A 228-nucleotide genomic window follows, 5' to 3' on the forward strand; every position below is an offset into this window, starting at 1 on the left:
GGCCTGGAGCTGGCCGGCCAGTATGCCTTCGACACCGCAATCCCCTGGCTGCAGGGCTTCGGCGTGGCCGCCAACTACACCTACGTCGATGCGCAGGCAAGCCGCAACGGCGGCCCGTCCGCTTGCGGCTACCCCGGCCTGTCGCCGCAGTCGTACAACGGCTCGATCTTCTATGAGAACAGCAAGTTCTCGGCCCGCGTGAGCTACAACTGGCGCAACCACTTCTCG

General features: G+C 65.8%; 1 protein-coding gene. It reads left to right on the forward strand.

Translation table 11 applies throughout. The features are described from left to right. Nucleotides 1-228, forward strand: a 228-nt coding sequence (locus tag AC6H42_RS23640; protein ID WP_497549080.1) for a hypothetical protein, incomplete at both ends; no start/stop codon positions are given.

The organism is Massilia sp. NBRC 108631 (assembly GCF_059704565.1).